This is a genomic window from Chryseobacterium salviniae, assembly GCF_035819015.1.
GTDB lineage: Bacteria > Bacteroidota > Bacteroidia > Flavobacteriales > Weeksellaceae > Chryseobacterium > Chryseobacterium salviniae.
Genome location: NZ_JAYLAA010000037.1, coordinates 56,900 through 82,369 on the forward strand (window position 1 = coordinate 56,900; position 25,470 = coordinate 82,369).

Here is a 25,470-nt window from a genome sequence, read left to right on the forward strand (position 1 = left end):
ATGAAGGAATTAATAAATCTTAGTCTCCTCTACACAAAATACAATATCAGAAAAAAGAATTTCCTGATATTTACCGTAGTGCTTTTAGTCTTGGGATTTTTGCTGATACCCAATGAAAAGGCAGAATATGTAACGTTTTATATTGGCAATATCTCCGTATATCCTAACAAATTCTGGATCGGAAATATGGGTGCGGTGTTTTCCAACATTATTATTTCACTACTATTATTTTTTTTCATCGTTGGTGAAAGAGAAAATGAGATCATGAGCAATACATATTACTTTGAAGAAACATCAACATATACCCCCTTTTACAAAAACCTGTATAAAATAGCAGCACTATTCATCATTTCCATTATTTTCTTAATTATATTAAATATTTCGTTAATTGCTTCCAATTATTCTTATGGGATTAATATTTTTGCCTATCTAAAGTCATTGTTTTATTTTTCAGTACCCTTTTTATTTTTTATTAGCTTTATCATTTATTTCCTGGAATTTTATGTGCCTAAAAAAACCGGCAAAATCCTGATCTTCATCGCATTCATCCTGATTATTCTTTTCAATGACCGATTTGTGAACATAATCGGGCTCAATGAGCTTTATCTTTATATTCATAAAATTTCCCATACACAAAACTATTTTGCAATAGGCTATCTTAAGAAAAGTGAAAGAATAAAATTGCTAACGCTGCACTCCTACAATGCTCCGTTATTTATTGTTGCAAAAGTTTTCTGGCTGCTGCTCACATTTGTATTGATGTACATCGTATCACTGATGAAGACGCCCGATCCTTCAGCTGTTTTCGAGAAAATACCGGCAAATGTTCAGGCTGGGTTTAAGAGCACGAAGGAAATATCTGCAAACTTCTTGAAAAATCTGGTTCCCATACAGCTTGACTTTCTTTCTCTTATTAAAAAAGATATAGTACAGCTAAGTAAAGTATATACACCAAAGAGAATATTAGCCATCTTATTTCTATGGGTCATTCTCTTTGTTACTCCTATGGCAAATGTTCAAAAATTTCTACTTCCGGTTCTGATGCTGTATATCATATATTTAAATAAAGATTTTGTCTCAAAACTATATGTCTATGATCTTGGTTACTTCATCCTGATATCACCATTCAAAAGATTGAACATATTTCTTTCGCAGGCAGTTATCATTTCTTTCCTATACATATTGGCATGTCTGCCGCATATAATGAAATCAGATAGCAGCACAGGTCTCCTGATCGCACTACATTTAATTATGGTAAGCATATTACAGGTTTCAGCCATTAATCTGTTAAAAAAAAGCCTGCTGGTAAACATCATCCTGATTATACTTTTCTCCAGTTATTTAACGGGAAAACCAATTATTAATTTATTGTACTTTTGATCTGAACAAGAAAAAACATAAATCTATCAGAAATCCGGTCAATATACGATCAGTTTATTTTTTAAGAAGCTTATTTTGAGTAAGATAAATATAATTGAACATGCAGAACGTTGCAATAGCTCCAAACCCATGCCACAAAAAATGGGTGCCAAAGCTCAACCAGCCCCACTTATCAGCTATACGGAATGTAAGTGCAAAAACAAAGGACAATAGCGCAAAACCAACCCATTTTCTGGCTTTCCATCTGGTATACATCAAATATTTTAATACCGAAAAAAGCACCAATGCAGCCATCATTGCATAATTTAGATTGATAAAAAAAGAAGTATTATTCACTATAATCCAGTTTCTTAAAGCAAACATAAAGAACAGATACCCAACAACCATCAGAACGGCATAATACCATCGGGTACTTTTAGCCAGAAAATAAAATCCGGCAGAGATGCACAGCAGCATGATGGGCAACCAATCCATAACGATAAATACCGGCCATTGCCTGAAAGAATGATAAATTGTTCCGCCGATGGCTCCGATGTACAATAAAATTAAACAATAGGTTAAAAAAGGATATTTTCTAAAATTTCCGCTCATTTTAATCGTCCAGAAAATAGCTATTGCTAAAAAAAACACGGAAGTAACAGCATTTAACGGCTCAGGGAAGAGACGGCCCATATTGGTTTCTGCGTAAACGATGCCTCCGTCCGGCGGTATCTGATATATTGGCATTGGCTTTTAAATTAGGTTATCGGGTTACTTTGCAAAGAAAAACCATTATTGATTTACATCTGGTAATATAAAGGTTTTTATTGGTTTTGAATAATCCTCTTCCCGCATTATTGATTTTTTTGTTTTGAATTGTTATGAATGACTGAAATATTCAAAGATTAATTTCAGATATTAAAATAAAATTCAGCAGAACTTACATTTTTGTTATGATAATAATAATTCATTATTAATTAATAGTATTATATGACATCAAACTGTAATTTATACTTTAAAATAACGAGAAATCAAATATCAACAATACTAATCAGAGATTTAATCTATAACATCTATTATTAAAAAATATTTAACGAAACATCTTTATTAAAATAAATTGAATAAAAATAATTAAATTTGCAAAAAATTTATTTCTCTATATGCGAAAATTGTTGCAAATTCTACTACTGGTGAATTTTTTCATCTTCTTTAATGCCCAAAACAAATCAACTCTAAGTATAAATTCAAAATCGTTAAGCGTTCTTGCAGCAGAATACAAGGAGATTTACGCAGCCGCCAAAGTGATTATGACAAACCTTCTGGCAGAAAATAAAACCTCTGGAACCAATCATGCTGATTTATCATCATCAGATATTTCCTTAAACAAAGCTGATCTTACAATTGATCCTGAAAACACAGAATTTAAGAACAAACCCCATATCAACTGGGTTTCGGACATGAGTTACAATTTCAGTCCGGGATTGGGTGAAGACAATATTTTTTACCGTGCAAGGGTATCTTCAGGTCTGGACTGGCTTGCCTTAGGAGAAGGAAGCCTCAAAAACCAAAAAATGCAGAATGCCCTGAATGATAAAATGAGAAATATTGACGTTTTAGAAAAACAGAAATATAAAAAAGAAATCAGCCACAGAGAAAACCTGGGCCAGATAAGAGCTGCTTTTGATGAAAGAAAAATAAAGCTTTTATCCGATTACGAAAAACTGCTGAAACTTCAAAACGAATTTACCGCCAAACAAAATAAAAGCGGATTAAAGAATGACGCGGAAGCAGCACAGTCAAAATACAGGCTGGATAAAATTTCCATAGAAAAAAAATCGTTAGAAAACCTTCTAAAAACTGGCAACAATCAAAATTTCAACAAAGAAATTGTACATTCTGAAATACCGGATCTGATGCCGGTAGAAAGTATAAATTTCAGCGCTTTGCTGAAGGACAAGGAAACCGCTCTGAAAATGGAGAAAGAAATCCTCGCCATGAAACGCAGAAGAGATAAACAGCCTGATCTCCGGTTAAAATTGCGATACAATTATTATTCTGCATTATCCGGAGATAGGAATTTTGCCAGCGTTGGCGCAACCATCAACCTTCCTGTAAGCAGAAGCAAGAATGATCCTGAAAGCGAAAATGAGATTAAGCTGAAAGAAAATTCCCTTCAGGAGATGCAGTGGGTATATCGGGACAGGCTTAGCACAATGTACAGAGAATATTATCTTTTAAAATCTGAAACAGAAGTTCTGGAAAGTGAGGTACAGTACCTTGAAGCCGAATTAAAGGTTAATTCCACCAACGAAAAAAGCAATACTTTCAGTCCGGCACCCTACCTTGCTACCGCCGAAAAACTATTAAATAATCAGCTACAGATCTGTGATAAAAAAGCAGACCTGTACGAAAAGTATCTTGAATATAAAATGCTTTCCGGAACAGATAATATAGCAGAAAACCTTCAGAAATTCGCCAATGATGACAATGTTGGGAATGAAACTTATATCTGGAGCAGCTTTTTCACCAATTATTCCAATGCCTATATCATTAACCTGATGAATCACTGGCACATCAAAAGGATTTTCCTGTCAGTAGGCAAAGTAACAGATCTTGTGAAAGTTGCCGACTTCATGGCGATGGCTGCGCAAAGCAACATCCAGGTGTACCGTCTGATCGGTGAAAATTCTTATGCTGCTACAGACAATGGATTTGTTGATCTTGAGGTAGCTTTGCAGGATGCTAAAAATATGGGATTTGCAGGCGTACACCTTGATATTGAACCACATACTTTTGATGATTATAAAGCCAATGTAGATCTCTACGCACAAAGGCTTATCAATCTTTTCAGCAGCTCAAAGGCATGGTGCGCACAAAATAATATGGATCTGGGGGTAAGCGTACCCATGCATCTTCCGGTTGAGGTAGCCACTGTTTTGCATGATAACAATATTATGACGTATATCATGGCTTATGACGTGCTTACGCTGGACAAAAAACTCAATAAAACTTTAGCAATGAGAAATATTCTGGGTCCCGATCTGTATGTTTGGGTTTTCCGGATTAATGATTTCCAGGTATTCAGTGATCTTCTGGATGCGGAAGCCTACGTACAGGCAGCAGGGGTTGCAAAAATAGGATATTATGATCTTTCACAAATGAACAATTTTAAACCCTAATTCATGGAAATCAATTTTAATGAAGATAAAATAACAGAAGATTCCTACGAAAAACCTGTAAAAAAAAGAAAATGGGACCGCTGGATCTACCTGGGAATTTTATTGTTAATCGTTTTTTCTTTGCTGAAATGGCTCATTTCATCATGGATATTTAATTATGCAGACGGGTTTCTCAAGCAGCAGCAATTTGATGTGAAATTCACCAGCGATATACGAATCCTTAACTATACCGCAGAAGAAGGCTCTCCGGTGAAAAAGGGAGACACTTTGTTCAGCTATGAATTTTACGACACCAATATGCGTAAAAACAGCATTCAGGATTCCCTGAAAAACCTGGTAGATAACACGGCTTTTGATAATAATATTGCAGCAATTAATGCACAGATTTCAAAAAAGACAAGCCTTGCAGCTGATCTGAAAAAAAGAATTGCTTTCTGGCAAAGTGAGAAAAAGAGAAAAGAAAAACTGGTATATATCAACCAGATTACCCCCAACGAACTTGCCAATGTAGACCGCTCTATAGACGATCTTACGTATGAGCTTGTTTCGGTAACTGCTGATATTAAAGCATTGAGCGATGAGATTGCCAAAATGTACCAGATTAATAATCACAAAAACAATCTCGCAAAAGAAGAAAACAGAACTTCCACCATTCACAATTATTATACCTCACCGGTAAACGGGAAAACAGACCGCTTCCGGGTTGCAGACGGACAGGTTGCCTACAAATCCGACATCATCACTTCGATTGTTAATAAAAGACAGTTTGTACAGGCGTATATTGATATCGGTGACCTGGATGAATTTAAAGAAGGTGACCGTGTAGCCATAAAATTACCGTACGGATTCAACAAAACGCTTACGGGAAAGGTAAAGAAAATTTACTCCATTTCAGAGATTAAAGACAATACCCTCATCAACAAAACCTTGAATGAAAACAAATACGGTGTTGTGATTGATATTGTACCAATAGACGGAAAATCCTGGGAAGAAGTGAAGATCAGTAACATTCCGGTGAAAGTAAGAAAACTAAAATTTACATAATCTATGCCTGAAAAAATACTGAATCTCGAAAACGGGATCAGCGCACAATTGCTGGATGATTATATTGAGAGAAATGAGATTCCCGATGCGGATAATTCCGATATCTGGATTATCAACAATGATAAAGCGTGGAATGTAAGAAGATTCCTGGTTTCCGTAATAAGGCATCCGGATCCTAAGGTTTTCCTAAAGCCTGTTTTCCTTCAGAAAGACCTAAAAAAAACCTATAGAGAAAATAAAAATTACAATATTAAACATTTGTGTGACGGCTACATTAAAGAGCTGGATATACAAAGCAAGATACCGTATATAAGATTTATTTTAAACTTTATTAAAAATCTTAATATTTCTTTTTCTTCCTCTGAAGATGATCTGCTGAAAAAAACGCTGATGTATTATTATTCGAGAAATAAAGATATTGAGTTTCATGAAAGCTCAGAATCTCTCAGCGGATACTCTTATCCCAGAATTGAAGCCTATTACGATGGCACTACCGAAGCTTATGTAAACGGCAGGGCTCTTCTGAACGGCGCTTATAAAAACGATTTTCTTCGCAGGAACTATGTAGATACCTCGCATATCTGCAACAAATGCTATTCCGGGTTCCTGAATTACAGGGAAGAATGCCCGAAATGCAAACATCATAATCTTCAGGCAAGGATCCTGATTCATCATTTCAGATGTGCTTACGTGGGAACAGAACAGAGATTCTGGCAGGGAGAAAGAATGGTATGCCCGAAATGCAGCATGGAACTCAAAAATCTCGGTGTAGATTATGATAAGCCGGGAAAAGTATTTTACTGCCTGAATGACAAATGCAAAAACGAATTTCAAAAACCTTTAATTGGCGTGCATTGCATCCATTGTAAAACAGAGCAGGCTCCCTCTGAACTCAACCTGGAAAAGATTTACAATTACGAGCTTACCCAGAAAGCCATCAGCGAAATTCTTAAATAAGATTATCAGTGGAGAATTTCTGGGAAATTATTTTTTCTAATATCAGGTATACGGACTGGTCTACCATCCTGAACTGGGGCTGGTATGTTTTCATCATCGATATTCCGAGGTTTCTTATTCTGGAGATTATCGTGCTTTTTGTTACCTTCAGAAATCGTTTTTTAAGCAAAGAAAAATGGGAAAAGGCACACACCAGACTGATGGAGGAAAATCCATTGATTACGGTACTTGTTCCCGGACATAATGAAGGAAGGCATCTTCATAAAATGGTGGTTTCCATGCAAAAGCAAACCTATAAGAATATTGAAATTATTGTTGTTGACGATGGCTCTACAGACGATACTGAAATTATCGGAAGATCTTTCGAGCAAAAGGGTTCTATCTCGAAGTTTTTACGCTCCGAAATCCGTGGCGGAAAAGCATCGGCCGCTAATCTCGGATTAAAATATTCTAAAGGAAAATTTATTGTGCATATTGATGCAGACTCATCGCTTGAACACGATGCTATTGAAAAAGCCCTCCTCCCCTTTTATGTTTATAAAAATGTTGGCGGTGTCGGCGGAAACCTCATGGTGAGAAATGACGAAGATTCCCTAACTTCCACAATGCAATACCTGGAATATCAGCAGTCGATCAGTATTTCAAGGATTGTTCTTTCCAGTCTCGGGATTTATAAGATTATTTCAGGAGCATTTGGTGTTTTCCCAAGAAAGGTACTGAAGAGAGTCGGCGGCTGGGATGTTGGCCCTGGTTTGGATGGCGATATCACGGTAAAGATCAGGAAGATCGGTTACAACATTCATTTTGAACAGACCGCCATATGCAATACCCATGTTCCCGTAGCATGGAATAAGCTTGCCAGGCAGAGGCTTCGCTGGTCGCGTTCACTGGTTCGGTTCAGGCTGAGAAAACACTATGATATATGGCTTCCCAATAAGAATTTCAGATGGTCCAATTTTTTTGCATTTTTTGAAAATGTTTTTTTCGGACTGGTTCTGGACATCACCTGGATGATTTATATGCTAAGAATAATAATTGAAAATCCTGAGTTTTTAATTTTTTGGCTGCCTCTCAAATATTTAGTATATTTGCTGCTCTATTTTATGCAGTTTATCGTTTGCTTGGTAATAGTGAAAAATAAAAAGAAATATTTATCAAAGATCATTTACGTTCCGCTTTATCCTTTGTATATGGGATACTTCATGCGCATCGTAAGAACTATTGCCTATTTCGACGAACTCTTCTTCTACGATTCTTACAAAGACCCGTGGAACCCCCAGAAAACTTCAAAAAAAGCCCGTGAATTCGGCGCATAAAATTTACTTTATTAAAACAACCTTATAAAACAAACAACTTCCCCTTACAATGACAAAAAAACTAAGCGTAGTGATAGGATTTTCCCTTCTTGTTGCTGCAACCGGATGTTCTTCAGAAGACAATCTGCTTCCTGAAAACAACGAAAGTTCCAATTCTATCACCAATGGAGACATTACCCTTCGATACGGAGGTGGCGATCTTGCCAAAAGTGTTGAATTAAAAAATTCTATCGTAAATTTCACAAGATTCGACCAAAACGGACAGAAATTTTCTGTAGCCCAAAAAACCGTATCCTATACCCCTAATCTTTCAGGAGCTATCGCAGCTGTAGGAAGCAACTGGTATAACATCAACAACGGAGAAACGTATTACATTCCGGAAGGTACAACCTTTACGGGAGGATTCAATTTCAACTCTGCAGGAAAAATCATCGTTTTGGGTGAGCTGGGCGGATCCAACTGGATCAACGTACCGAACGGAGGTAAAGTAGAAGTAGGAAATAACGGTAAAATTTCAAGTTCTGTAAATTTCCACCTGAATTCCGGAGGTATATTGAACAACTACGGATTTGTAACCTACACTACAGGTTCTGTTGACGGAATCATCAACAACTATAATAATTTAAACTTCAACAATTCTGAAAGCCTTAACGGAAGCTCTACAGTAAACAATTACTGCAGAATGGTCTTTAATGCGCAGAGCAACTACCTGAACGCAAGCCTTAATAATGAAGGTTATTTAACTTTTGAAAAAGGATTTCACGTAAACGGCTCAGGAGTACTAAACCTTAAGCCGCAGTCTTTTACGGAAGTAAAAGGAGGAAGCGTTTCTGTGGACGGTAAGGTAAGCAATACCGGAAGCAGCTTTGCAAGAATGGATTTCTCCAACATGTCTTTCGGAAACCTTAATGCTTCTCCTGCATTCACAGGACTTATTGATATGAACTTTGCGAACACTTCGTATTCTGTTCTTCAAAACAATAATAAGATCAACAATCAGGTTACCTTAAATTCAAACACATATATTGCGGCGGGAGAATGTACGCCTCAAAAAGGTATCGCTCCTTGTTCAGACAGCCAGCTTCAATTTACCTTAGTGGCGAATGTGGTAAGCCCTTCCATCAACAATACTACGCTTAGCGCAACAGGTGTTACGGTAAACAACGGTTTTGCTTATGTATCTTATCATACCAATGATGCGCTTTCCGGAAGCAATACGCAGGGAGCCATCAGAATTATCAATGTAACAGATTACAGCGCTCCTTCTTTAGTAAGCGAAGCATTATTCAACAATATCGAATTTAATAATGTGGATGTTGCGAATAATAAACTATACGCTGTAGGTGGTGATAAAAACGGTTCTAAACTGGTTACGGCTCCGCTTTACAATAATGTTTTCAATACTCAGGATCTTTCTTCATTCGTGAATTATAAGCTTCCGAGCTCTACTGCAAAAAATTCTTATTTCTACAACAATTATCTGTATGCATCTACAGGGACAACCGGCGGAGGTTTCTTCAAGCTTGACCCTAATAACGGATTTGCTGTGGCTGAACAGTTTAATTTTGCTGGAGAAAGAGCTAAATATGTTGCCCACAACAATACATACCAGGTATTTTTAGCCACTCAGGCGAATGGTGCTTCTCTGAGAATTGCCAATAATGACGGTTCCAATGCCAAAGTTTACAATTATGCAGGTCTTGCTCAGTCTGTAACTGATGGTAAAAATGTAATTGTTCTTGATGAGGAGTACGTATATCTTGCTTTAAGTGACAAAGGTGTTGCTAAAATCAGATTGAACGACGGGCAATTAATAAGCACTTTTGTACCGAGAAACTTTAAGGTAAATAACCAGAATGTATTCAGCCAGAACGGACTTACCAATGCCGTTGCCGTGAGCAACTGCTACCTTTACCTGGCAAACGGTACAGACGGAGTAATTGTTTTGAACAAAACGAACTTTAAAGTTGTTGGTTATTACAAGCTTAACGGTTCTGCCAATTATATTTACATCAATAATAATCTGGCATTTGTTGCTACAGGACAATCCGGGCTTAACATATTGAAAATAAATTAATTTTCACTTTATAATAAATATCCTGAAACCTGCTGAAGATTTAGGGTTAAATTAAAACCAAAGCAATATCGCTTTGGTTTTTTTTATGCCTACCTCAATAAAATCACACAAAAGTGCCATAGATTTTCATTGAATAAACAAATAGCTTTACCATAAAATAAATAACCGGAAATTCTTAAAGTGTTTAAAAAATTCAGCCTGTAACCATTTTAAATAAATATCATGAAAACAAACTTCTTTACCTTCTGTTTAGCTTTATCTTTTTTCATGTCTGTTGGCGCTCAAAACGATTATGAAATAACAATAGAGAGAAAAATGTCATCTGATAAGTGTACCATGGGATATTTAAGCATTAACAAAAAAGCAGTCTGCTACACGCTGGAATTGCCCTGGGAAAATAATGCAAAAAACATCAGCTGTATTCCTGCAGGTTCGTATAAAGGCATCTTACGTTATGACAAGAGTGACGGGTGGAGAATCCAGCTTGAAAATGTACCTGACCGGGATGGAGTACAAATTCATATGGGAAACTACACAAAACAAATCAAAGGATGTGTATTGGTAGGAATGAAGGCCGATACTAATGAATGCAGTGTTCAGCAAAGTGCTTCAGCCTATGCTAAACTGAAAGAAGCATTTTATGGAACTTCTGCCCCCGTAAGCACACCAAATAAAAATATTACTGTAACCTTTAAATAAAATAATCATGAAAAATCTTTTCACCATCTTTTTGATACTGATTGCCGGTACAGCAGATTTGTATTCTCAACCGATACCTCCCAATACAAACAGGTTTTCGGTAATCAATTATATTGCTTTAGACGGAAATGGGAAATACATACCTTATACAGTTCACGGTTTTTATGAGAGTGTTCCTAAAGGCAGTATGGGGAGAGTGTATATTTTGCCTATTCTTAAGTTTGATGTAAATAATATTAAATATATAGACAGTAAAGGAAGAGAGACTTATAAAAATTCCGACGACATTCGGACGTTGGTAATCCCAATCACCCAGGAACTGGCACTTCCCAATGAAAGCCAGAAAGCATCCATTGGCGCAGCAATAAAGAGTACCACCGTGCCGGCATATTACCCTCCTGTCGTTAAAAATATGAATGGACAGCCGTTGCTGAACCCTCTGCTAAATTCCAATCCATCGCTCAGCAATCATTTTATATCGTTAGCTAACCAATACGAAGCCACAGTAATTGCACCGCAGCAGCAACTCATTAATGATTTTAACACTAGCTTTCAGAGCCAGATTGTTTCTCCCAATGAGGTGGAATTTACTGTGGAAGCAGGAGGTCAGATCATATATAATCAGAGTATTCCCGGTACATATATTGTGAATGGCACTTTCCGGAATATAAAGATAGAAAACCCGACGGAATACACGAAGAATGTATTGTCAGAGGGGAACGGAGATATATCGGTAAGCTATAAGTTTAAAAATTCTAAAGTAAGCTACATAAATGCGCATATTGATGCCAGTGCCGTAGTAAATCATGTCCTTAGCGAAGCTTATAAAAGCAGTGTCAGTCAAAGATCAAGCGGGTGGGCATTTCTTGGATTCGGGAGCAGCAAAAAATCTATGAAATCATCTTTTAATGAGCAGGTGAACTCCCAATATGATAAAGAAACTATTAACGGTACGAGAATAGAAATGTATGATGCAGATGAAGATATGATAAATTCGTTTGAAAAAGTATTTTTTCCTGATATATCTGAAGAGGAAGCTATAAAAAACCATCTTGCTGCAGCTGAAAAAGCTAAGGCCGAAGGCAATGAAAAATTGCAGAATTTTCATCTCCAGTATGCAGAAGCTTTAACTAAAAACGATCCTAACCTTACACCTGATATTGAAGCGGCAGTAGCGGCATTGGGCAAAAAAGATTATGTAGGCTTTGTTGCCAACGGAGTACGCTGGGGAAATAACAAGGGGGTCGGCAAAACATCCATACAAAGAGTCCTGAACAGCACAGAAATGACAAAATTGGTTAAAGACTACAGCAGTGTGAAAACAATATCTGTTCAGCATGCAGTGACCCAGCCCGTCATGGCCAAAGAAGTACCGAAATACAAGCCTTCAATGGGTATGATTGATCCAATTCCGTGGGAAGGCCAGCTGTATATGTTCAACGGATATAATGCTCCGTTACAGAATATCAGATGCATATTTGCAGGACCTATTACACAAGGTGGCGCTTTACATCGCAACAATATTTTGCCAGGAACACTCATTAAATCGGTGGGCTCCCATCCGGTATATGATATCCAGTCCTTTTCGGATGCTTTAAAAAATTATGAGCCGTATGAAAGGATCTATTTAACGTTAATTGTACCTACTATGGGATACCCTAATGTTTATCAGGAAAAACATGTGGAATTTACTCTCGGGGCCCTGCCGGATATTGATCAATAATTTACATACAGAGGAGTTTATTTTAGGACTCCTCTGTATGTTAAAGCTGCTTGATATAAAAAAAGAACTCAAACCCGAAATATTTTGTAGCATATCTCGAAAAGCCCTGTTTCTCATAAAAAGGGATATTCACCAGAGTAGAAGTTTCAAGACACATGGCTTGTTTGGAAGATCGATAATATTCTATAAGCTCCTGCAAAAACAAAGTTCCTTTTCCGTTGCCCTGCATCTTCGGTTCAACACCCAGAAACCACAAATGAATATAATCTATATCCTGAGGAAGGGTTTGCTGAGTAATATTTTCTTTCCTGCGAACCTTCTTGATCCTTGATAATCCCACAACACCAAAGATGAGAGTAAGATTAAGCCAGAAAGATTGCAAACCTGATTTTTTTTTCGGATCGAGCAAAATAGCGCAAGCTGTTTTATCATCATTCATCCAGACATCACCACAGAGAAAACCTTTAGCAACTGAATATTTAAAAAGCCCAGGAAGCGATTTTTTGTTTTTTACAGCAAAATTTGCAGATTTGTTGTCTTCAAAAGACTCAGTTAATATTGATATCAGTTTAGGTATATCTTCCTTTTTTGCACGTATCATTGCTTTTTTTAAAAATTTATACACGTTATATAGTAATCGTTCTTTCAATTATTTACATCAGTAAACAGTAGAATATTTCACTTTTTACGCCGCAAAATTATTTAAAAAAAGAGAGCAATCCCATTTTTATCTGTTAACATTTATTAACAAAAATGGAGATTACAATTATTTAAAATTGATTCTGGACAAGAGTCTCATCTCCCCATGCAGAAGTTTATTTTGAGAACGTAATAAACCTACTGCCCGCTTACAAATTACAAGACGAAATATCCTGAAATTATATCAGAAAAACTGACATGCTCCTGCCAATCTGTATTGATCTTTAATGTCTTTTGCAAGCGGATTCAAATATTTCATTATCTTTCAGAAAGAAATAAAGAAGGCCTTACATTTACAGCAAAAAAAGATGCACCAGCATTTTTATTACATTTCGGCTGATTCGTTTTAAAAATTTACCTATGAAAAAACGCCCCCATTTCAAAGCATTAATGACGTACAATACAACAGAAGATGGCGGCATCGTCACCCCGGTTTCATCGGGTTTCCGGGCTTCATTGAAATTTGCATTTGAGAGCAAATTGTATATTGCAAGCCAGGCCTTTCCGGAAACAGAACTCGTATTTCCCGGAGATATAATCAATGCCGAAATTACATTGATAAGCGATGATATAGCAATTGATCAGCTTTATGAAGGAATGGATTTCGAGTTTGAAGATCAGTCGGGAACCATCGGAAGCGGTGTTATTACAAGCGTTTATTCTTAATAAGCTCATATATAATTCCATGAAATTCAGATAAAAAAATAAAAGGAGACCCGTTGGCCTTAATATCCGGTGATGGTTGGTTCATTCCTATCAATTCAATCTTGGATCAATTCATTTCAAACTAAATGTAAAAGCTATGTTAAAAGCCGAACGGTGGTTTTCCATGTCCGCAAACACTTTTTTAGCATAATAATTTTTACGGTAATTCCTGTAAAAATTTAATGAACTTTATTTGAATTGATAAAGAAAAACGACGTCGCCGGTATAAGCAGGTTTAAGCTCATTTTTAATAATAAGTTTTGCCCCTACAATCACTTTAACCATTCCTTTAAGGTTATTGACAGATCTTACCGTAGCCTGAAGAGAAACTTCAGAATCAACTTTTACGGGAATCCCGAATCTGAAATTCTCTATTCCGTAATTGATTTCGAGATTCACATTACGCACCTCTGCGATCTGCTTCCAAAGGTAGGGGATTAAAGAAAGCGTAAGGTAGCCATGCGCAATTGTAGATTGATAGGGCCCTTCACTTTCCGCTTTTTCACGATCTACATGAATCCATTGATGATCCAGCGTGGCATCTGCAAACCGGTTAATCTGATCCTGATCAATAGTATGCCAGGAAGAACTGCCGACCATTTTATCCTCCAGCAATTTGTATTCTTCATAATTGTTGATAATAACCATTGTTTTTTTATTTAATTGTTAAATACATGAGCTAAAAAACATTATTTCCGCTCGTATAATGCCTGAACGGTTAAAAAGCCTCCTGCATAAAGCGAGAGGCTGATGGTATAACGAAATAAATTTAATATACTTAATTATATTATGCGAGTTTCACGTTGACAGCATTTAAACCTCTGTCGCCCTTCTGTACATCAAATACAACCTGATCGTTTTCACGGATGGATCTTGTATTTAATCCCGAAGAATGTACAAATATATCGTTTCCCCCCTCTGAAGGAGAAATAAACCCGAAGCCTTTTGCTTCATTGAAAAATTTTACGGTACCTGTTTGCATTGTAATGAGTATTAATTTAATATAATATGTTGTCTGTACACTTTACAGATTCATTTTTGAAATTACCCGGCCGGCATAGTAAAGCCCATCAGTTCATGGATGCTTTTTAAATCTGCCTGCTCTTCTGAATGGCAGAAAGAAATAGCTGTTCCCTCGGCTCCTGCCCTTCCGATCCGGTGAGCATAAGTTTCCTGAACATTCGGGTGCACGCTCTTCGTCGACGAAACAGGATTTACCGTTACCTCAACAGGATTATGGAGCATCGTTTCTGCAAAATTGCGGATACTTACAGGCATTGTCGCAGAAAAAAACAGGGTTTGTCTTTTCTGTGGAAGCATCTTCAGGATTTTCTTCACATCATTCATGAAACCCATATCAAGCATTCGGTCTGCCTCGTCCAGCACCAGGATTTCTATTTTGGAAAGATCAATATGCCTTTGTGCCGCCAGGTCAAGAAGCCTCCCCGGTGTTGCCACAAGAACATCTACCCTCTTCCTTAAAGCAGCAAGCTGGCTTCCTGCGGAAACACCTCCATAAATAGAGAGCTGGGAAAGAGGAAGATATTTGCTGTAAATTCCAAAGTTTTCTTCAATCTGTATCGTCAGTTCCCTGGTGGGAGTAAGAATTAACGTTCTTATTTCGTTGTGGTCCGGAGTATGTTTTTTCAACAGCTGAAGAATAGGCATCGCAAATGCGGCAGTTTTTCCGGTACCAGCCTGTGCACATCCGATGATGTCTTTCCCGGCCAGGATATGGGGAATTGCAGAATACTGTATCTCCGTAGGCTTGGAATATCCGGCTTCTGTTACGGCACGAACGATGGGGTTGATTAAATGTAAATTTTTAAAACTGATCATGATTGTTCGGGAATTCCCGGCATATTGTGGGCAGATCCGCTTTCGGAATCTGAATAGGTAATTTTGTAAGGATAAATAAATAAAGCTCAGCACCTTCTATTTATCAGTTTTTTTGCTTGGCTTTCCCTATTCTTCAAAATATCGGGCGGCCTGCAATAACGTGCCATTTCTTATCATTTTCGGAATTGAAGTTCCGGTTGTTAATTCGAAATCGGATTAATAATCGGGCAGCTGTAAAAGCAAGACTGAAAGATCTAAATATGATTTAAACGATGCCAGTTTTAGCAAAGGCAGGAACCTGTCTTATGAATACATGGCAAATATACGGTAAAACAAAGCATAAAATATCAAATATAATTAATTGATTATCAAAATTTTATTCGTAGCTTACACCTCAAAACAAATTGTTTGCAAAGTGCGGATGATTTAAATTCCGTACCGATGCAAACCCACATGAACCTCCCGCAAACACAACCCGAAACACAGGATCAGCATTCTCCAAGACAGGTTAGGATTGCCTATTTTATTATGCTACATCACAAGCCGGATGTTTTCCGGGCTATGTTCGAAAAAATCTATACCCGGGATCAGTTTTACCTTATCCATATCGACAGAAAGGCCAAACCGCAAGTTACGGAAGAAATCCAGGTGTACCTGATGCAGTATCCGAATGTCTATATCCTGGAAAGTATCCATATCGTTCCCGGAGGTTTCAGCATGATCCAGGCAGAACTCAATGCAATGGAATACCTGCTGAATGTAAGCAGGGAATGGGATTATTTCATCAATCTGAGCGGAGAAGATTATCCGCTGAAATCTCAAAATATCATCCGCAGGTTTCTTACGTCCAATAATGGCAGAAATTATATTTTTTACTACGACCAGAAATATTACAGACCTGATACACTCCAAAGGATACAAAATCACTTTACGGAATTATCATATAAAATTTCTTCGTTAATATATAAAAGAGAGTTTATGGATGGCGTAATTCCTTACATCGGCGGAAAATGGTTCATGTTTACCAGAGAAACCTGTACTTTTCTTATTAATAACAAACGGGTGATGGACTTTGAAGACTATTACCTCCATACTCTTCTACCGGCAGAATCTTTCTTTCAGACGGTTCTCATGAATACGGTTTTCAAGGATATTATTGTAAATGATGATAAAAGAGCAACCATTGAGAAAAACTTTTTTAATAAAGACGAATATCATAAAGAACTCATTGAATCGCTTAAAAAAAGCAATCAGCTTTTTATCAGAAAAGTGAATAATACCACCAACGAAAGTATTCTTCAATACATTAATGACAGTTTTCTTATTCCCTTAAAGGAAATTGATGAGGTACAGAGAGAGCTGAAACGGGAAGACCGCGACAACAACTGGTCTTAATATTCAGATGCAAATAACAATAATACCTTGTTTTCCGGCATCATTGAAATCAAACATTTAAAAATAACCTCATTCAATTTGGATTATCAATTTATTAATCGTAATATTGCGATATAATATTATTTCATGGGAGTAACCAAAACAGATCATTTTACAGACGAACAAAATAAAATAGCAGTCATTGCCAAAGCATTGGGGCATCCTGCAAGAATTGCCATAATCGAATATTTGCTGAAAGTTGACACCTGCATCTGCGGAGACATCGTCAACAAATTACCTTTGGCACAGGCTACCGTTTCACAGCATTTAAAAGAATTGAAAAATGCCGGGCTCATCAAAGGAAACATTGAGGGAACAGCGATCTGCTACTGCATTGATGAAAATACATTTGCCATACTGAAAGATTACTTTTCAAAAATTATCGTCACGGTCTCCAACCAGAAATGCTGCTAAGCGTTTTTTTACCATCATTTATCGTAATATTGCATTTAATCAATAAATAAACTATATGAAATTATCAGAAATTAAAGACATCTTACCGTTATTAGAAAATGTTGAATTTCAGCTGGAAGACGGATCATATGTTCCCGAACATTTCCATATAACAGAAGTTGGAGCCGTTACCAAGCATTTTATTGACTGCGGAGGGACGATCCGAAAGGAAAAAACAGTCAATTTCCAATTATGGAATGCCAATGATTTCGAACACAGGCTGAAACCAACAAAACTTCTCAATATCATCAGGCTCTCTGAAGAAAAGCTTGGCCTTGAAGATGGCGAAATTGAAGTAGAATACCAGAATAATACAATCGGGAAATACCATCTTGAATTTAACGGGAACAATTTCATCCTTAAAAATACAGCCACAGCCTGTTTAGCACAGGAAGCCTGCGGAATTCCTGCAGAAAAGCAAAAAATCAATTTATCTGAACTTTCTTCTGGTTCATCTTCGTGTTGCAGTCCAAATTCAGGATGCTGCTAAATTTAACCACATAATACACTTTGAACAATGTACCCTACATTATTAAAAACTGTGCTGCTGATGAAAAATCAGGAAATAAGCCCGGAGAGAAAAAATACACTTGCCCCTTTAATTGACTTTATTCAGAAAAAGGCGGATGAAAAAAAAGAAATCCGAATTAATTTTATCTGTACCCATAATTCAAGGAGAAGCCATTTAGCACAAATATGGACACAGACAGCCGCTGCTTATTTTGATGTTCCTGATGTTGCTTGTTATTCGGGTGGAACTGAGGAAACGGCATTATTTCCTAAGGCTGTGGAAACCTTATCGGGACAAGGCTTTTCCATTACAAAAATTTCTGATTCCGAAAATCCTGTGTATGCTGTAAAATATGACGAAAACAGCCATCCCGTTATCGGTTTTTCTAAAAAATATGACCATCCTTTTAATCCTGCAAGGGAATTTGCAGCAGTAATGACCTGTTCTCAGGCAGATGGCGGGTGTCCTTTTATTGCGGGGGCAGAAAAACGCATCCCGATAACTTTTGAAGATCCTAAAATTTCTGATGGTACACCGGAACAGACAAGAATTTATCATGAAAGAAGCCTGGAAATCGGCGCTGAAATGTTGTATGTTTTTTCACAGATAAAAAAATAAAATGGAAATTATATCAATTACTAAAGATCATTATCCGGATATTGCTGAAATATACAGGCAAGGTATGAACACGGGTATGGCAACATTCGAAACCGCCGTTCCATCCTGGGAAAGCTGGAATGAAAATAAACTGTACCACAGCAGGCTCATAGCTTTTGAAAACAATGAAGCATTGGGATGGGCCGCTGTATCTAAAGTAAGCAGCCGTTGCGTATATGAAGGTGTTGCTGAAGTAAGCATTTACGTATCCGAAAATCACAGAGGAAAAGGTGTCGGAAAAATACTAATGGAACATCTTATCAAAGAAAGTGAAGCCAATGGAATCTGGACTTTGCAGTCGGGAATGTTTCCCGAAAATAAAGCAACGATAGCACTGCATCAACGGTTCGGATTCAGGATTGTAGGCTACCGCGAAAAGATTGGCAAACTGCAGGATGTCTGGAAAGATAGCGTGATCATGGAAAGAAGGAGCAAAGTGGTAGGAACGGATTAAAAAAATGGAATGCAAACAAAATTAAAATTTCCCGACAGCTTCCTTACACTATGGATATTTCTGGCCATGTTTCTCGGAATAGCTTTGGGATATTTCTTTCCCGGAATTGCCAAAATTACCGATGCGCTGTCTGCCGGAACCACCAATATCCCGTTGGCAACAGGACTGATTATCATGATGTATCCGCCGTTGGCAAAAGTTGATTATACATTACTTCCTACAATTTTCCAGGATAAAAAAACCATCGGAATTTCTTTACTACTAAACTGGGTGATTGGACCCATTTTAATGTTTATACTGGCCCTTCTTTTTCTAAGAAACGAGCCGGATTACATGATCGGGCTGATTCTTATCGGCCTCGCAAGATGCATTGCCATGGTTGTTGTATGGAACGACCTGGCAAAAGGCAACCGGGAATACGGAGCGCTTCTGGTAGCACTGAACAGTATTTTTCAGGTAGTAAGCTATAGTTTTATGGTGTGGCTTTTCATCAACATTTTACCCGAAAAACTGGGGCTTGCTCATTTTAATGTAACCGTCTCTATGGCTGATGTCACCCAAAGTGTTATGATTTACCTGGGATTTCCTTTCCTTGCCGGATTTTTAAGCCGTTATTTCTTAATCAGATTAAAAGGAAACGAATGGTACAACAGAAAATTTATTCCTGCCATCTCTCCCCTTACCTTATATGCATTGCTCTTTACAATTGTACTGATGTTCAGCCTGAAAGGCGATGCCATTGTAAAGCTGCCTTTAGACGTGGTAAAAGTGGCAGTTCCTCTTATCGTGTACTTTGTGCTGATGTTTTTTGTAAGTTTCTTTATCAACAAAGCATACAAGGTTCCTTATGACAAAAACGCTTCCATTGCCTTTACGGCTACAGGAAACAATTTTGAGCTGGCCATTGCCGTCTCCATCGCAGTTTTCGGGATCAGTTCCCGGCAGGCATTTGTAGGTGTGATAGGCCCATTGGTGGAAGTTCCGGTTCTTATCATGCTTGTAAAAGTAAGCTTATGGCTGAAAAAAAGGTATTACAGTTAGTATTGACTGAAACATTTTAAAGTAAATACTATATACTTCAAAAGGTCACATTTTTATATATCCAATTATATAAAATGCAGCCATTAACCTTAACATTAATTTGTTAAGGTTTTTATTTACTCTAAAATACCGCTCTAAATTTTTAATTTCAAATTTCAAATCTCAAATCTTTAATCTCAAATTCTAATGATTGTGCCAGATAAACAGATTATTTGGCGGTTATGTCAGCTCTGGTCGGAGTACTTTTACATTAGTAAACATTCCAAAAAACTATCAAAATGAGCACTAAGAATGAACAGGAAGCCCTGCAATCCATCGTACAGAAGGCGTGGAAGGATCCGGTATTTAAGCAAAATCTCATTGCCCATCCTAAACAAACGATTGAAAGTTTTTTAGGACGTTCTATGAATATTCCAGAGGGTAAAAACATTGCCGTGGTAGACCAGTCTAACCCGGCAACAATATTTATCAATATTCCGGCAGAACCCGATATGGATGACATGGAGCTGAACGAAGATCAGCTGGATATCGTAGCCGGAGGTGCAGGACAGGCTGATCCGCCGCCGGTAATTCTTATTATCAGTAATTCGAATGGCGGTTTATTTGGTGGGAATTAAGTTAAAATTCCATTTACTAAAGAACATTCAACGTATATATTCAGCCTCTGGATGTATACGTTTTTGCTTACAATTTAAAGTACAAAGAATTATGAAAAGGTTTCAGATACTTTCAACGATACTCTTTTTCCTGGTACTGGGAACACAGAAACTGGGATTTTTCGGTCAGGTAAGTGCTGATCCGGTTAAAAATCCGGCTCCGAAAACCACACAAACCGGAGAGAATTTCTATAAAAAAGGTGAAGAGCTTCAGAATGCCGGAAAGTATTCCGAAGCGTTGCTTTCCTTCGAAAACAGCCTCGATATTTACAAAAAAGAAAAAAATATTAAAGCAACCGGAGATGCCTTAAATAAAATCGGAACCATGTATTATTACCAGGGAAAATACCTGGAAGCCATGAATTACTTCAACCAGTGTGCTGAAATGTATCAGAAAATCAACAATATCAAAGGGGTTTCTTCTGCGATGAATAATATCGGGGCTATTCATTACTATCTGGGAAATCATCTGAAAGCATTGGAATATTATAAAAAAGCCGTCGGAATTCAGGAAAAACTCGGAGATAAAAAAATTATAGCAGCCACCACCCAGAACATGGGCGGAATTTATCTCAACATCAAAGATTTTGCTAATGCCATGAAATATTACAAAAAGGCAAATGCGATTTATCAAAACCTGAATGATAATAAAGCTTTATCTCAAAATCTGAACGGAATTGGGGAAGTATATATGAAGCAGCATGATTTTAAAAACGCACATGATAATTTTATTAAATCTTTACAAATCGCCAAATCTTTAAATGACAAACAAAAAATAACGGAGGTTTTGTTTAATCTGGGAGAACTTTTCAGAATGCAGAATGATACGGAGCAGGCAGGAAAGTACTACAACCAGTCTCTGGAAACCGCTGTAAAAATAAACAACCTTCAATATACAAGTGTCTCGCAGATCGCCATCGGAAATATTTTTCTGCAAAAAGGGAAAGCTCAAGAGGCAAGGATAAAATGTGAAACCGCTCTTTCTATGGCTGAAAAGCTGGGTGCCGTAAGTGTAAAAAAAGATGCCTGTGATTGTCTGTACAAAGCCTACAAAATATTAGGCAACAGCAACAAAGCATTAAATTATTATGAAAAGAACCAGGCGTACAAAGACAGTCTCCAGTCTGAACAGACTTCCAATAAAATTTTAGGAATGGAATTTCAGCAGAAGCAATTGCTGGACAGCATTTCTTTCGTTAAAAAAGAACATCTCATCCAGACCATGCATAAAGAAGAAGTGGAAAAAAAGGAAAGGCAGAAAAACTATATCATGCTCACGCTGTTTTTTATCCTGATTATTGCAGCCGGCCTTTGGAACCGGCTGGCTTTCATGAAAAAATCCAGAGAAGCCATCCGTATTGAAAAAGATAATTCAGAAAGATTATTATTGAACATTCTTCCGCAGGAAATTGCCGACGAGCTTAAAGAAAAAGGCTATGTTGATGCCAGAAATTTCAGTATGGTTTCCATTCTTTTTACCGATTTTAAATCGTTTACGGAAACTTCAGAGAAACTCTCGCCTCAGGAGCTGGTTGAGGAGATCAATATCTGTTTTAAGGCGTTTGACAGTATTTCTGAGAAATACAAAATCGAAAAAATAAAAACCATTGGCGATTCTTACATGGCAGCAGGCGGAATTCCCCAGCCTTATAAAGATTCTTTACGGAACATTGTCTCCGCAGGTATTGAAATGCAGGAATTTATGCTGAAAAGAAAGCAGGAAAATACATCTGGAAAACCGGTATTCGAAATGCGTCTGGGAATCCACGTCGGGCCTATTGTTGCGGGAATTGTAGGTGTAAAAAAATTCCAGTACGACGTTTGGGGCGACACCGTAAATACAGCAAGCCGGATGGAGAGCAACGGCATGACCGGAAAAGTAAACATCAGCGAATATTTATATGAACAGATTAAGGATGAAAAAGACTTTTCTTTTCACTACAGAGGAAATATCCAGGTAAAGGGAAAAGGGGAAATCAAGATGTATTTTGTGGAAAGAAACCAGGAAACATCGGCATCCTACGCTGCTGTGGCTTTTATTGGAAATTAAAATCCAAAAAATAAATTGACATTCCTGTCGGCGATTTTGGCAAATTTATCATTCTTAAACGGTGTAGCTTTACAATATCAGAACAACGAAATAATGGAAGTAAAAACTGCACAACAAGTATTACAATTAGTAATCTCTAAAGCCTGGGAAGACCAGACTTTCAGAAAAGAATTAATTGAGAATCCGGTAGCGGCTATTGAAAACCTCACCGGCGCAAAGATCATCTTACCGGAAGGAAAAGAGCTGATCGTAGCAGACCAGTCTGACCATTCTAAGATTTTCGTAAACATCCCTTCTGAGCCGGATCTGGAAAATATGGAACTTTCCGAAGATCAGCTTGAAGCGATTGCAGGGGGAGGGCAAAACGTAATGGGAAGCATTGTAGACGCCTTATTCCCAAAGCTGCAAGATTTTATAAAATTATAATAACCACAACACAAGGAACAAATAGTATGGAAATCACTCAAGAACAAAAAATGTACGCTGAAATTGTACAGAAAGCATGGGAAGACGCAGAGTTCAAAAATGAATTGGTAAACAACCCCATTGAAGCTATTGAAAAACTCACAGGAAAAAAACTGAATCTTCCTGAAGGTAAAAAAATTATAGTCCGGGATCAGACAGACGGTTCGTCCGTATACATCAACATTCCGGCAAAGCCTGATCATGAAGATGTTGAACTTAATGAAAACCAGCTGGATATGGTTGCAGGAGGAGCTGCAATTCCGGGTGTGAAAGAGGTGGTAGATTTTTTATGCTCATTCAGCCTTTTTTCACCAAAATAAAAAATCAAACAAATACAAAAAATTAATACGTATGGAATTTACTCACGAACAAAAAACGTACGCTGAAATCGTACAGAAAGCATGGGAAGATGCAGCGTTCAAAAAAGAACTTATCAATAATCCCGTTGCAGCTATTGAAAAATTTACAGGTAAAAAAATGAACCTGCCGGAAGGAAAAACACTGGTGGTAAGAGACCAGACTGATGAATCGGTTATCCACATCAATATTCCTGCACCAGCTAAAAATTCTGTAGATGCAGAACTGAATGAAGAGCAGCTGGAAGCCGTTTCCGGAGGTATTGCCATAGGAGGATGCATACCGGAGTTTCCGTTCCCCGGCCCCTACAACCCTTTCCCTCCTATTTTTAGCGAGATGTAACTAAAACTAACTTTAAATATAACAAAATGGAATTCACTCAAGAACAAAAAGCGTACGCTGAAATCGTACAGAAAGCATGGGAAGATGCAGAGTTCAAAAAAGAGCTTGTCAATGATCCCGTTGCAGCTATTGAAAAATTCACAGGTAAAAAACTGAATTTACCGGAAGGAAAAACTCTGGTAGTAAGAGACCAGACTGATGAATCTTCGGTTTACATCAACATCCCGACCGCTCCGAAAAATACCGCCGATGCGGAACTAAGCGAAGAGCAGCTGGAAGCTGTTTCCGGAGGAGCTGCAATCTGGCCTCCAAGAGACACAACGTTTCCTTTCCCTGGCGGAACAACAGGGCCATTTGTCCCTACAATGCCAATTTTAACAACATTCTAAATTATATACTAACAACAAAATATTACAATCATGGAATTAACACAAGAACAAAAACTGAACGCTCAAGTAATTGAAAGAGCATGGGAAGATGCACAATTCAAAAATGAATTAATCGCTAACCCGGTGGAAGCTATGGAAAGATTAACAGGTAATAAAATCAGTTTGGCAGAAGGCCAGAAGCTGGTAGTAGTAGATCAAAGCGATGCTTCTACAGTTTACTTTAATATTCCGAGAAAAGTTGAGCTTAATAATCTTGAGCTTACCGAAGAGCAGCTGGAAATGGTAGCCGGCGGAATTTCTCCTTCTTTCTACTTTGGTTTCGCAGCAGGAGTTGCAGTTTGGGCAGCAACACATCAATAAAATTTTTAAATCACAACAAAAATTAAAACAATGAAAATTACAATACAAGATCAGCAGAGAGGTGCAGAATTAATGCAGACTCTTATACAGAAAGCATGGGATAGCGCAGCTTTTAAAGACCAACTGATAAAAAACCCGGTAGGTGCCATTGAGCAGGTTACAGGAAAAGAACTAACGCTAAGAGATAACAAAAAAATCGTTGTGGAAGATCAGACCAATGATTCTGTGATTTATTTTAACATTCCTGCTAAAATGAATCTGGATGAACTGGAACTTACCGAAGAACAACTGGAGCTGGTTGCCGGTGGTGTAAGCCCTGCTGTTGTAGGATTTGGAGTTGCCATTGCTGTTTGCTGGGCGGTTTCTCACTTATAGCATAACAGATATATACAATCTGAATAATCAAACAACCACCCTTTTGAGTGGTTGTTTGATGGTTTTATCCCTGTATATTTACAACTATAAATATTGAATCATGAAAAATACTTTAAGACCTGCACTCGTAATTATTGCTATCATTTTAGGCGTTGTTATTTACAAGCATTTTGATTTCAGAACTGCAACATTTAAAGATCCGTGGCTGGATGGTATTTATATCATAACTTTTGCAGCGGTTATTTTTGCACTGGCCAGAAGCAAAAAGCAAAGCTCCGGACATGTAGAAAAATAAACTAATAACAGACTGTCATCCATCTGCTTTGTCA

The 25,470-nt window shown here is 37.5% G+C and carries 29 protein-coding genes; 24 read left to right on the plus strand and 5 right to left on the minus strand.

Features of this window, described 5'->3' with window-relative positions:
• On the plus strand, positions 1-1,380 hold the full coding sequence (locus tag SOP96_RS08935) for a hypothetical protein (RefSeq protein ID WP_326320637.1): 1,380 nt from the start codon (positions 1-3) through the stop codon (positions 1,378-1,380).
• Positions 1,381-1,434: 54 nt separating this feature from the next.
• Here the strand turns inward: SOP96_RS08935 and SOP96_RS08940 are convergent, their stop codons facing one another.
• Positions 1,435-2,106, minus strand: a complete 672-nt coding sequence (locus tag SOP96_RS08940) for a hypothetical protein (protein ID WP_326320638.1) — start codon at positions 2,104-2,106, stop codon at positions 1,435-1,437.
• Positions 2,107-2,549: 443 nt separating this feature from the next.
• Here SOP96_RS08940 and SOP96_RS08945 point away from each other — a divergent pair, with 443 nt between their 5' ends.
• From SOP96_RS08945 to SOP96_RS08975, 7 genes are all read left to right on the plus strand, one after another.
• Positions 2,550-4,538, plus strand: a complete 1,989-nt coding sequence (locus tag SOP96_RS08945; RefSeq protein ID WP_326320639.1) for a TolC family protein — start codon at positions 2,550-2,552, stop codon at positions 4,536-4,538.
• 3 nt (positions 4,539-4,541) lie between these two features.
• Entirely contained in the window at positions 4,542-5,582 is a 1,041-nt protein-coding gene (locus SOP96_RS08950) for an HlyD family secretion protein (protein WP_326320640.1), read from the plus strand.
• Between the two features lie 3 nt (positions 5,583-5,585).
• Positions 5,586-6,539 carry a TackOD1 domain-containing metal-binding protein gene (locus SOP96_RS08955; RefSeq protein ID WP_326320641.1) on the plus strand — a complete coding sequence of 318 codons (954 nt, stop codon included), beginning with the start codon at positions 5,586-5,588 and terminating at the stop codon, positions 6,537-6,539.
• Positions 6,540-6,547: 8 nt separating this feature from the next.
• The gene (locus SOP96_RS08960; protein ID WP_326320642.1) at positions 6,548-7,855 is read left to right on the plus strand and encodes a glycosyltransferase family 2 protein; all 1,308 of its coding nucleotides are present in this window, start codon (positions 6,548-6,550) and stop codon (positions 7,853-7,855) included.
• A 49-nt stretch (positions 7,856-7,904) separates the two neighbouring features.
• The gene (locus SOP96_RS08965) at positions 7,905-9,932 is read left to right on the plus strand and encodes an LVIVD repeat-containing protein (RefSeq protein ID WP_326320643.1); all 2,028 of its coding nucleotides are present in this window, start codon (positions 7,905-7,907) and stop codon (positions 9,930-9,932) included.
• 222 nt (positions 9,933-10,154) lie between these two features.
• Positions 10,155-10,631 carry a DUF5675 family protein gene (locus tag SOP96_RS08970; protein WP_326320644.1) on the plus strand — a complete coding sequence of 159 codons (477 nt, stop codon included), beginning with the start codon at positions 10,155-10,157 and terminating at the stop codon, positions 10,629-10,631.
• A 7-nt stretch (positions 10,632-10,638) separates the two neighbouring features.
• Complete coding sequence (locus tag SOP96_RS08975; RefSeq protein ID WP_326320645.1) at positions 10,639-12,354, plus strand: hypothetical protein; 1,716 nt, start codon at positions 10,639-10,641, stop codon at positions 12,352-12,354.
• A 40-nt stretch (positions 12,355-12,394) separates the two neighbouring features.
• Here the strand turns inward: SOP96_RS08975 and SOP96_RS08980 are convergent, their stop codons facing one another.
• Positions 12,395-12,955, minus strand: coding sequence for a GNAT family N-acetyltransferase (locus SOP96_RS08980; protein WP_326320646.1), 561 nt, complete (start codon positions 12,953-12,955; stop codon positions 12,395-12,397).
• A gap of 458 nt (positions 12,956-13,413) precedes the next feature.
• Between SOP96_RS08980 and SOP96_RS08985 the strand changes: the two genes are divergently transcribed.
• Entirely contained in the window at positions 13,414-13,719 is a 306-nt protein-coding gene (locus SOP96_RS08985) for a hypothetical protein (protein ID WP_326320647.1), read from the plus strand.
• Between the two features lie 228 nt (positions 13,720-13,947).
• Here SOP96_RS08985 and SOP96_RS08990 read toward each other — a convergent pair whose 3' ends face one another.
• The 3 genes from SOP96_RS08990 to SOP96_RS09000 all read right to left on the minus strand — a co-directional run bounded on the left by SOP96_RS08990 (position 13,948) and on the right by SOP96_RS09000 (position 15,597).
• A complete protein-coding gene (locus tag SOP96_RS08990; protein ID WP_326320648.1) occupies positions 13,948-14,406 on the minus strand; it encodes a MaoC family dehydratase in 459 nt (152 codons plus the stop codon).
• A 139-nt stretch (positions 14,407-14,545) separates the two neighbouring features.
• Positions 14,546-14,740, minus strand: coding sequence for a cold-shock protein (locus tag SOP96_RS08995; protein ID WP_326320649.1), 195 nt, complete (start codon positions 14,738-14,740; stop codon positions 14,546-14,548).
• 62 nt (positions 14,741-14,802) lie between these two features.
• Positions 14,803-15,597, minus strand: coding sequence for a DEAD/DEAH box helicase (locus SOP96_RS09000; protein ID WP_459349243.1), 795 nt, complete (start codon positions 15,595-15,597; stop codon positions 14,803-14,805).
• 441 nt (positions 15,598-16,038) lie between these two features.
• Here SOP96_RS09000 and SOP96_RS09005 point away from each other — a divergent pair, with 441 nt between their 5' ends.
• The 15 genes from SOP96_RS09005 to SOP96_RS09075 all read left to right on the plus strand — a co-directional run bounded on the left by SOP96_RS09005 (position 16,039) and on the right by SOP96_RS09075 (position 25,436).
• Complete coding sequence (locus SOP96_RS09005) at positions 16,039-16,992, plus strand: beta-1,6-N-acetylglucosaminyltransferase (protein ID WP_326320650.1); 954 nt, start codon at positions 16,039-16,041, stop codon at positions 16,990-16,992.
• Between the two features lie 126 nt (positions 16,993-17,118).
• Positions 17,119-17,445: an ArsR/SmtB family transcription factor gene (locus SOP96_RS09010; RefSeq protein WP_326320651.1), complete on the plus strand. Its 327-nt coding sequence runs from the start codon at positions 17,119-17,121 to the stop codon at positions 17,443-17,445.
• A gap of 55 nt (positions 17,446-17,500) precedes the next feature.
• A complete protein-coding gene (locus SOP96_RS09015; RefSeq protein ID WP_326320652.1) occupies positions 17,501-17,974 on the plus strand; it encodes a DUF6428 family protein in 474 nt (157 codons plus the stop codon).
• Positions 17,975-18,001: 27 nt separating this feature from the next.
• Positions 18,002-18,613, plus strand: coding sequence for an arsenate-mycothiol transferase ArsC (locus SOP96_RS09020; protein ID WP_326320653.1), 612 nt, complete (start codon positions 18,002-18,004; stop codon positions 18,611-18,613).
• A 1-nt stretch (position 18,614) separates the two neighbouring features.
• Positions 18,615-19,106 (plus strand): GNAT family N-acetyltransferase, encoded by a 492-nt coding sequence (locus tag SOP96_RS09025; RefSeq protein ID WP_326320654.1) that lies wholly within the window; start codon positions 18,615-18,617, stop codon positions 19,104-19,106.
• Between the two features lie 9 nt (positions 19,107-19,115).
• The gene (gene arsB, locus SOP96_RS09030; RefSeq protein ID WP_326320655.1) at positions 19,116-20,147 is read left to right on the plus strand and encodes an ACR3 family arsenite efflux transporter; all 1,032 of its coding nucleotides are present in this window, start codon (positions 19,116-19,118) and stop codon (positions 20,145-20,147) included.
• A 278-nt stretch (positions 20,148-20,425) separates the two neighbouring features.
• Positions 20,426-20,764, plus strand: coding sequence for an NHLP leader peptide family RiPP precursor (locus SOP96_RS09035; protein WP_326320656.1), 339 nt, complete (start codon positions 20,426-20,428; stop codon positions 20,762-20,764).
• A gap of 91 nt (positions 20,765-20,855) precedes the next feature.
• Positions 20,856-22,853: an adenylate/guanylate cyclase domain-containing protein gene (locus SOP96_RS09040; protein ID WP_326320657.1), complete on the plus strand. Its 1,998-nt coding sequence runs from the start codon at positions 20,856-20,858 to the stop codon at positions 22,851-22,853.
• Positions 22,854-22,946: 93 nt separating this feature from the next.
• Positions 22,947-23,279, plus strand: a complete 333-nt coding sequence (locus SOP96_RS09045) for an NHLP leader peptide family RiPP precursor (protein ID WP_326320658.1) — start codon at positions 22,947-22,949, stop codon at positions 23,277-23,279.
• Between the two features lie 26 nt (positions 23,280-23,305).
• Positions 23,306-23,638: an NHLP leader peptide family RiPP precursor gene (locus tag SOP96_RS09050; protein ID WP_326320659.1), complete on the plus strand. Its 333-nt coding sequence runs from the start codon at positions 23,306-23,308 to the stop codon at positions 23,636-23,638.
• Positions 23,639-23,669: 31 nt separating this feature from the next.
• Complete coding sequence (locus SOP96_RS09055; RefSeq protein ID WP_326320660.1) at positions 23,670-24,017, plus strand: NHLP leader peptide family RiPP precursor; 348 nt, start codon at positions 23,670-23,672, stop codon at positions 24,015-24,017.
• 26 nt (positions 24,018-24,043) lie between these two features.
• The gene (locus SOP96_RS09060; RefSeq protein ID WP_326320661.1) at positions 24,044-24,406 is read left to right on the plus strand and encodes an NHLP leader peptide family RiPP precursor; all 363 of its coding nucleotides are present in this window, start codon (positions 24,044-24,046) and stop codon (positions 24,404-24,406) included.
• Positions 24,407-24,436: 30 nt separating this feature from the next.
• A complete protein-coding gene (locus SOP96_RS09065; protein ID WP_326320662.1) occupies positions 24,437-24,766 on the plus strand; it encodes a class IIb bacteriocin, lactobin A/cerein 7B family in 330 nt (109 codons plus the stop codon).
• A gap of 30 nt (positions 24,767-24,796) precedes the next feature.
• Positions 24,797-25,141 (plus strand): hypothetical protein, encoded by a 345-nt coding sequence (locus tag SOP96_RS09070; protein WP_326320663.1) that lies wholly within the window; start codon positions 24,797-24,799, stop codon positions 25,139-25,141.
• 100 nt (positions 25,142-25,241) lie between these two features.
• Entirely contained in the window at positions 25,242-25,436 is a 195-nt protein-coding gene (locus SOP96_RS09075; protein ID WP_326320664.1) for a hypothetical protein, read from the plus strand.
• Positions 25,437-25,470 lie beyond the last annotated feature (34 nt).

What these genes read in the sequence shown, in the direction of transcription:
- SOP96_RS08935 (WP_326320637.1), top strand. Translation starts at nt 1, where the DNA reads ATGAAGGAATTAATAAATCTTAGTCTCCTCTACACAAAATACAATATC.
- SOP96_RS08940 (WP_326320638.1), bottom strand. Translation starts at nt 2,106, where the DNA reads ATGCCAATATATCAGATACCGCCGGACGGAGGCATCGTTTACGCAGAA.
- SOP96_RS08950 (WP_326320640.1), top strand. Translation starts at nt 4,542, where the DNA reads ATGGAAATCAATTTTAATGAAGATAAAATAACAGAAGATTCCTACGAA.
- SOP96_RS08955 (WP_326320641.1), top strand. Translation starts at nt 5,586, where the DNA reads ATGCCTGAAAAAATACTGAATCTCGAAAACGGGATCAGCGCACAATTG.
- SOP96_RS08965 (WP_326320643.1), top strand. Translation starts at nt 7,905, where the DNA reads ATGACAAAAAAACTAAGCGTAGTGATAGGATTTTCCCTTCTTGTTGCT.
- SOP96_RS08970 (WP_326320644.1), top strand. Translation starts at nt 10,155, where the DNA reads ATGAAAACAAACTTCTTTACCTTCTGTTTAGCTTTATCTTTTTTCATG.
- SOP96_RS08975 (WP_326320645.1), top strand. Translation starts at nt 10,639, where the DNA reads ATGAAAAATCTTTTCACCATCTTTTTGATACTGATTGCCGGTACAGCA.
- SOP96_RS08980 (WP_326320646.1), bottom strand. Translation starts at nt 12,955, where the DNA reads ATGATACGTGCAAAAAAGGAAGATATACCTAAACTGATATCAATATTA.
- SOP96_RS08985 (WP_326320647.1), top strand. Translation starts at nt 13,414, where the DNA reads ATGAAAAAACGCCCCCATTTCAAAGCATTAATGACGTACAATACAACA.
- SOP96_RS08990 (WP_326320648.1), bottom strand. Translation starts at nt 14,406, where the DNA reads ATGGTTATTATCAACAATTATGAAGAATACAAATTGCTGGAGGATAAA.
- SOP96_RS08995 (WP_326320649.1), bottom strand. Translation starts at nt 14,740, where the DNA reads ATGCAAACAGGTACCGTAAAATTTTTCAATGAAGCAAAAGGCTTCGGG.
- SOP96_RS09000 (WP_459349243.1), bottom strand. Translation starts at nt 15,597, where the DNA reads ATGATCAGTTTTAAAAATTTACATTTAATCAACCCCATCGTTCGTGCC.
- SOP96_RS09005 (WP_326320650.1), top strand. Translation starts at nt 16,039, where the DNA reads ATGCAAACCCACATGAACCTCCCGCAAACACAACCCGAAACACAGGAT.
- SOP96_RS09010 (WP_326320651.1), top strand. Translation starts at nt 17,119, where the DNA reads ATGGGAGTAACCAAAACAGATCATTTTACAGACGAACAAAATAAAATA.
- SOP96_RS09015 (WP_326320652.1), top strand. Translation starts at nt 17,501, where the DNA reads ATGAAATTATCAGAAATTAAAGACATCTTACCGTTATTAGAAAATGTT.
- SOP96_RS09020 (WP_326320653.1), top strand. Translation starts at nt 18,002, where the DNA reads ATGTACCCTACATTATTAAAAACTGTGCTGCTGATGAAAAATCAGGAA.
- SOP96_RS09025 (WP_326320654.1), top strand. Translation starts at nt 18,615, where the DNA reads ATGGAAATTATATCAATTACTAAAGATCATTATCCGGATATTGCTGAA.
- arsB (WP_326320655.1), top strand. Translation starts at nt 19,116, where the DNA reads ATGCAAACAAAATTAAAATTTCCCGACAGCTTCCTTACACTATGGATA.
- SOP96_RS09035 (WP_326320656.1), top strand. Translation starts at nt 20,426, where the DNA reads ATGAGCACTAAGAATGAACAGGAAGCCCTGCAATCCATCGTACAGAAG.
- SOP96_RS09040 (WP_326320657.1), top strand. Translation starts at nt 20,856, where the DNA reads ATGAAAAGGTTTCAGATACTTTCAACGATACTCTTTTTCCTGGTACTG.
- SOP96_RS09045 (WP_326320658.1), top strand. Translation starts at nt 22,947, where the DNA reads ATGGAAGTAAAAACTGCACAACAAGTATTACAATTAGTAATCTCTAAA.
- SOP96_RS09050 (WP_326320659.1), top strand. Translation starts at nt 23,306, where the DNA reads ATGGAAATCACTCAAGAACAAAAAATGTACGCTGAAATTGTACAGAAA.
- SOP96_RS09055 (WP_326320660.1), top strand. Translation starts at nt 23,670, where the DNA reads ATGGAATTTACTCACGAACAAAAAACGTACGCTGAAATCGTACAGAAA.
- SOP96_RS09060 (WP_326320661.1), top strand. Translation starts at nt 24,044, where the DNA reads ATGGAATTCACTCAAGAACAAAAAGCGTACGCTGAAATCGTACAGAAA.
- SOP96_RS09065 (WP_326320662.1), top strand. Translation starts at nt 24,437, where the DNA reads ATGGAATTAACACAAGAACAAAAACTGAACGCTCAAGTAATTGAAAGA.
- SOP96_RS09070 (WP_326320663.1), top strand. Translation starts at nt 24,797, where the DNA reads ATGAAAATTACAATACAAGATCAGCAGAGAGGTGCAGAATTAATGCAG.
- SOP96_RS09075 (WP_326320664.1), top strand. Translation starts at nt 25,242, where the DNA reads ATGAAAAATACTTTAAGACCTGCACTCGTAATTATTGCTATCATTTTA.